Origin of the sequence: Laribacter hongkongensis DSM 14985 (assembly GCF_000423285.1) — a bacterium.
Taxonomy (GTDB): domain Bacteria; phylum Pseudomonadota; class Gammaproteobacteria; order Burkholderiales; family Aquaspirillaceae; genus Laribacter; species Laribacter hongkongensis.
Genome location: NZ_AUHR01000034.1, coordinates 1 through 5303, shown reverse-complemented (window position 1 = coordinate 5303; position 5303 = coordinate 1). Strand labels below are relative to the sequence as shown.

At 50.6% G+C, this 5303-nt stretch carries 9 protein-coding genes and 1 pseudogene; 2 read left to right on the top strand and 8 right to left on the bottom strand.

Features of this window, described 5'->3' with window-relative positions; all coding sequences use genetic code 11:
* Positions 1-578: Rha family transcriptional regulator (locus G542_RS18880; protein ID WP_081666862.1), on the top strand; the 578-nt coding region annotated here is incomplete at its 5' end.
* A gap of 226 nt (positions 579-804) precedes the next feature.
* Here G542_RS18880 and G542_RS0114015 read toward each other — a convergent pair.
* From G542_RS0114015 to G542_RS17680, 4 genes and pseudogenes are all read right to left on the bottom strand, one after another.
* Complete coding sequence (locus G542_RS0114015; RefSeq protein WP_156092910.1) at positions 805-1545, bottom strand: hypothetical protein; 741 nt, start codon at positions 1543-1545, stop codon at positions 805-807.
* 7 nt (positions 1546-1552) lie between these two features.
* Positions 1553-2251 (bottom strand): class I SAM-dependent methyltransferase, encoded by a 699-nt coding sequence (locus tag G542_RS0114010; RefSeq protein WP_081666861.1) that lies wholly within the window; start codon positions 2249-2251, stop codon positions 1553-1555.
* Positions 2252-2395: 144 nt separating this feature from the next.
* Positions 2396-2571, bottom strand: a pseudogene (locus G542_RS19760) (transposase); the annotation flags it as partial.
* Between the two features lie 23 nt (positions 2572-2594).
* Complete coding sequence (locus tag G542_RS17680) at positions 2595-2813, bottom strand: transposase (RefSeq protein ID WP_012697469.1); 219 nt, start codon at positions 2811-2813, stop codon at positions 2595-2597.
* A gap of 277 nt (positions 2814-3090) precedes the next feature.
* Between G542_RS17680 and G542_RS18700 the strand changes: the two genes are divergently transcribed.
* Positions 3091-3663 carry a YceI family protein gene (locus G542_RS18700; RefSeq protein WP_143714478.1) on the top strand — a complete coding sequence of 191 codons (573 nt, stop codon included), beginning with the start codon at positions 3091-3093 and terminating at the stop codon, positions 3661-3663.
* A 230-nt stretch (positions 3664-3893) separates the two neighbouring features.
* Here G542_RS18700 and G542_RS17120 read toward each other — a convergent pair whose 3' ends face one another.
* The 4 genes from G542_RS17120 to G542_RS0113985 all read right to left on the bottom strand — a co-directional run.
* Positions 3894-4379, bottom strand: a complete 486-nt coding sequence (locus tag G542_RS17120) for a lysis system i-spanin subunit Rz (protein WP_081666860.1) — start codon at positions 4377-4379, stop codon at positions 3894-3896.
* On the bottom strand, positions 4376-4840 hold the full coding sequence (locus tag G542_RS0113995; protein WP_012697032.1) for a lysozyme: 465 nt from the start codon (positions 4838-4840) through the stop codon (positions 4376-4378). The genes G542_RS17120 and G542_RS0113995 overlap by 4 nt, the downstream gene beginning before the upstream one ends.
* Positions 4822-5043, bottom strand: a complete 222-nt coding sequence (locus G542_RS0113990) for a hypothetical protein (protein ID WP_012697031.1) — start codon at positions 5041-5043, stop codon at positions 4822-4824. The genes G542_RS0113995 and G542_RS0113990 overlap by 19 nt, the downstream gene beginning before the upstream one ends.
* Positions 5043-5303, bottom strand: a 261-nt coding sequence (locus G542_RS0113985) for a DUF4376 domain-containing protein (protein WP_027824400.1), incomplete at its 5' end; no start/stop codon positions are given. The genes G542_RS0113990 and G542_RS0113985, both read right to left, overlap by 1 nt.

The following is a 5303-nucleotide window of genomic DNA, read 5'->3' as shown; positions in this document are numbered from 1 at the left end:
TGGTCATGGGTTTCACCGGCAAAAAGGCTGCCCAGATCAAGGAGGCTTACATCAACGCCTTCAATTGGATGGCCCAGCAACTATTTGGCAAACCTACCGCACCCCAGACGACCACCGCTGACGAGCGCAGCCCACTCCGTGCCGCCGTCAGCATGCTGGTAGGCAAACGCTCGCTGATGTACCCGGAAGCCTACGCATTGGTTCATCAGCGGTTCGGCGTCGAGCATATCGACCAGCTCACTCCCGAGCAGACAACACAGGCCATTGAGTACGTACATCGTTTGGTGCTGGAAGGCGAGGTTCTTCCGGCAGCATCGGATGCCCAAGAGGAAGCCGGCAGCTACCTGCTGACCGCTGGCGAAGTCCATCACCTGCACGGCGTGTTCTGCATGGTAGATATGATGCGTGCCACCCTGCGCGAGCTGGAGCCGCCGCTACGGCTGCTGAACCCACCCATTGCCCCACGAGTATTCGGCGGTTCGCACGAGATCAGTCTGTTCCTGAACAGTCTGCAAAAGCTCCGCAGCCACTACGATGAGTATTACCGGATGGTGGAAAAGCGAGTGCTTGGGCACTGATGGAGCAGCCCCGGCTCAGCCGGGGCTTTCTTATAGGCATTAATATAGAGCATTGGCTTATATCCATACTATTGCCAGCTTACCGGCTGGAGCAAAGGCATGGTGGAAATAGCGCCCGGATTTATTCAGAAAAAACGTTTGCAATCGTCCGGGACTGGACACGTAGAGATGCGATTCATTAATGAACTTGCACCTATTTTTTGCACCCAGAGTGAAAAAATGGCCATTAGACAATCTGACTTTTAATTATCAGGGATTCAATAGATCTAGAGTACCTCTCAAAAAGTGAAGCATTAGATTTGACCGCTCCGCTCGTTGGCTTCAATTCGATTCCATATGAATCTCGCCTCGATATGCCGAAAATTTTCACATCAATTAGTATGTGTTGCTGGGCGTGATTCTTGTCAAACCAGAATGAGGAATAGGAAATAAACTCCTGATGTTTTCTGAGCTCTAGGCAGGACTGTGCCTTTTGGCCAAGCTTCTTCTTCGCGTCAGTAACCTTCGCCCAAGTGTTGTGTATCTGATTGCGAAGATACTCTTCAGTTTCGTTGAAGTACGTGGCATAAGTTGCCAGCACTTCCGACGGGAGGCTCGGGTCGAGGAGTATTAGCTGGACATTCTTTCCTGATTGAGCCAGCTCGCACAGTGTCTCCAGTGTATTGTGTTGATCTATGGAGAATGCCAGCCAATGCCCGCAATATGATAGGCTAACTTTTGCTGACGATATGTATTCCAAGAATGACAGCTCTCGATCCTTCTGGTAGTTTTCTCTATTTGGGAAGAAATTGGATACCCCAGTTGCTGGAATTCTTCGAAGCCAAGATCGTGCTTTGAATGTCGTCCATTTATTTATTAGTGGGTCCTTCACGTAATAAGCAACGGCACCTCCCGCAAGAGTGCTTGCGGCGACAACACCCGTCCTTGTGAGGAATGGCGACAATAGGTCTTTTAAGAAATCAATCACGTGCACATTACCATTTGGGTGCGGCAGATGCAATTATGTAGCGCCCAATCTGTTTGTTGAATATTGATCCGAATCTATCGATGACGGCAACAACTTTGTTGTCCCAATCAGCCTGGAAGACCTTTACTACCATTGCATGAAAGTCATTTTCAAGTAGGCTTCTCCATTCCTCCGGTCGGTAGTTCCTTTGATATCCGTATCGCCAAGATCCAAGTCGCTCTTTTATCTTCCTGTCAATGTACATTGCAGATAGAGTATTCGACATAGTCATGATAACAAGGCCATCTAGAGCGCACCATTTTTTAATCGTCAATAGTGCTTTTTCAATGTCGCAAATATGCTCGAGCAGGCCGCACGCAATAACTGTATTGAATTTTATTTCGCCCTCATCTACATCATGAATATCGGTGCATTTAAAAGTGACCCGTTTGCAATTATTTAGCTTGCCTCGTGCTTTGGAGATGGCGGTCGTGGATTTATCAAGACCAAGATAGCTTTCTATGCACATTGATTTATCTGAGAGCAGGGCTTTGGCAAAACTCCCATCTCCGCAGCCAAGCTCTATTACGCGCCCAAGATTCCCATCTTTTGGCATAATTTCCTTGATACGTTGAATTCGCATTTTGGCGCGACTTTCTCGCTCTGCGGAATTTGAATATGGATCTTTGCGCCATATTTCTTCCCATACGTAATCACTGATTTTCATTTTTCGTTGGTGTAATTGATTGTTATAGCTGCGGAAAAAAGAAGCTTAACGTGAAACATGCACCTTTGAAGGTGCATATTTGGTTTGTCTGTGCGTAAAACCAGATATGATATTCTCATTTTTAATAGTTTTACAAGCCATTGGTTGCTGGTATTCGGCGCCGTGCTTTTTGACCTTCCATTCGCCTTCGCCGCAGATTTTGAGACCCGTGCTGTCGACCAGCAGGTGCAAGGATTCAGTCCGACGCCGTACCGGAATATTACGGTCAGGGTGGCTTGCCGCCGGCTGACGGTACCGAAACAGGGTACCGGCCAGTCGAGTCAGGGCAGCTACAGACCAAGCCTCACGCTTGCCGCAAGGCGAGTCTGAACAAGACCTTCAGTGTCAGCACCGTTTGAATGGCGGAATCGGTGTAGACCAGCGGACGCCCGTTGACCCCGGCACGTCCGCCCAGCCAGGGCGTGTCGGGTGACAGCCATACCGTGAGATGGCCCCCGTTCTGCAGGCTACGGTTGTACCCGGGCCAGTTGGTGGTGCGGTAACGGGTCTTGTGCGGGTTCATGCGGCGAGTCTACTCCGTACTCACCTGGACAGCCTCGGCAGGAGTTATGCAACAACGCCAAAAACAGCTAAATCCATCTTCATAAATTCTGACTCAAATATTCTTATTGAAACGTTTATAAATGTTTTATGTCGTATGGCATACAACAATATTACATATTGTTTCTTTTAAATTCAGGCAACAAATCATACAGTATAGATATTTAGAAATATTTATATTTAGCGCCATTATTGGTGACTCATAGATTGTATTTAATCAAAGGGTGGCATTGATTACGATGATAAAAAAATTAACAGCAGCAGGGGTTGTGCTTGCTTTTCCTTGCTTGGTTAGCGCTAAAGGCGAGCTTCATCTCATACCTTCCCTTTCATCGATCAACTTTGCTGTAATGACAAAGCAAATAGTTGAGCCAATTGGCATTAATTCATTAAATGGCAAGATTGACCCTGAAGGGAATGTTAATGTTGTTGTTGAACTGTCTGAAGTACCCATTGAGAACAATCATGTTGTTGAATTATTAACTGGGGACAAGAAATTACCCAACATCAATTTTGATGCAAAAATCAACGCTAAGGCATTGAATGGCTATCTAGGTAAATTAAAACTACCAGCCAAAATAACTACAATGGGAGTTGCAAAAAACATTGATTTTCCTATTTTGCTTTCTTCTTATGGAGAACATGTCATTTTGAGCTCAGAACAGCCCGTTGTTGTTAGAGCCTCTGATTTTGGTCTTGATATAGGTCGTACTATAAAATTTGCGAATTCCATCGGCTTGGTATCGTTACCAGAAAGTATCCCGTTGAATTTGACTTTTGTTTTTAAAAAATCTTACTTGCGTGGAAAATGAAATGATGGGTTACGTGTCCAATCCAGGACGATTGCAAACGCGCTTCTTGAACAAATCCGGGCTCTATTTTCGCCATTCCTTCAGGACATGAACCAGCGTCCGGTGTTGCAGGGTCAACTGTGGCAGATGCGGGTTGTAGAACCACACATATCGTACCAGCGTGATGGCTAGCACTTCGCTGATCTGTCCGTTTACGGGACATAAAGAAGCCGACGCTTCCATTCAATTCTTTATCTCTGATACTCCCCAATCACCGCCTGACACGCAGTCAACTGCCTGACGACGGCATCGGCGTCGTCAGCGAGGGCGACAAGATCGTCAGCAGCCTCTGACGAAAATTCGGCTCGCGGGGCTGCATCACGACTGCCGGTGGCGGAACCATCTGCGGGCAGGTTGAAGCTACCGGCAGCGACGGGGACTGACAGGCGCACAGTGCCAGCACGCAACTGAGCACGCAGACGGTTGTTTTCGAGTTGGGCATGGTGTTCCTTCTCCTGGTATTGGGCATCGATGGCTGCAAGAGCCTGGGCGTGTTGCTGTTCAGCAGCGCGGGTAGCTTGTTCCTGAGCCAGTAACCGGGCCGTCATGCGGGCCTGATCGGCATCCCATTCGACCTGCACACCCGCAGCGCCAGTGCGGTGGCCATGCCACCATGCACCCGCCAGCAGCACTAGGCAGAGCAGCACGCGAACAGCCCCATGCGAGAGATCAGTCATCCCGCCCTCCCCTCACACCGGGCCCGCTCCTCTGCCCGACGCTTGACCAGTCCGGGCAAGCGTTTCCCTCCCGCATAGGTCCAGCGATCAATTTCGGCACACGCTCCGGCGTAGTCGCCGGCATTGAGCTTTCGCACCAGCGTTGAGCCACAAAACGCCCCCGAGCCGATGTTGTAGGCCAGCGAGACAAAGGCGTCATACTCGTGCTGGTGCAATGGCACGCGAACGCATTGTTTCAGCGCCCCCTCGAACTTCTGCACGTCGGTCAATGCCCGGGCCAGCGCCTTGGGCGGCGTGATGCGGTCCCCCATCTTCACGCCTTCGGTTGTGCCAAAGCCGATGGTCGGCACATCGCCCGGTACCGGAATGTATGCCGTGTCCCGGTAGCCTTCGTGCAGGGCAATCCCGACCAGCGCCGAGGCAGACAGCGTCAGGGCCGCAGCTATTTGTCGTGTGCGCATGCCTGTCGCTCCGATTTGAATTGGGTTGCGCGTGACTCCCTGCGCCACTTGGCCAGCAGGTAGGCCACCTGCAAGACGAGATACAGCACCGTCAGCCACTGGATCACATCTGCCACCGAGACACCGGACAGCACGGCAGCGGTAACGCTGACCGGTGGAGCTGCCTTGATTGCCTCCACGGCTGTTTCTTTTGGAAGAGCCATTACATGCTCCCTTCCGGCCAGCCAGGCACAAATGCCTCCAGCTGCTCGCGGCTCATATCCGCGATTTGCTGTTCCATCTCAAGCCGACGCTGATAGATCTGTGCGCCACGGGCTGTGATGGCCTGCCACAGCGATTGCAGCTCATGCAGAGTCATAGCCACGATCTGGCGATCTGCCGTCACCCATTGCTCATTCGGCACGGCACCAGCGAGCAATACGTCACGGATGTCCTGCAGTGCCAGCGGAGTGGTCAGCCAGCG

Bases quoted from the DNA above. Each gene is read 5' to 3' on its own strand.
- G542_RS17120 (WP_081666860.1), bottom strand. From the start codon at position 4,379: ATGACTGATCTCTCGCATGGGGCTGTTCGCGTGCTGCTCTGCCTAGTG.
- G542_RS17680 (WP_012697469.1), bottom strand. From the start codon at position 2,813: ATGAACCCGCACAAGACCCGTTACCGCACCACCAACTGGCCCGGGTAC.
- G542_RS0113990 (WP_012697031.1), bottom strand. From the start codon at position 5,043: ATGGCTCTTCCAAAAGAAACAGCCGTGGAGGCAATCAAGGCAGCTCCA.
- G542_RS18700 (WP_143714478.1), top strand. From the start codon at position 3,091: ATGATAAAAAAATTAACAGCAGCAGGGGTTGTGCTTGCTTTTCCTTGC.
- G542_RS0113995 (WP_012697032.1), bottom strand. From the start codon at position 4,840: ATGCGCACACGACAAATAGCTGCGGCCCTGACGCTGTCTGCCTCGGCG.
- G542_RS0114010 (WP_081666861.1), bottom strand. From the start codon at position 2,251: ATGAAAATCAGTGATTACGTATGGGAAGAAATATGGCGCAAAGATCCA.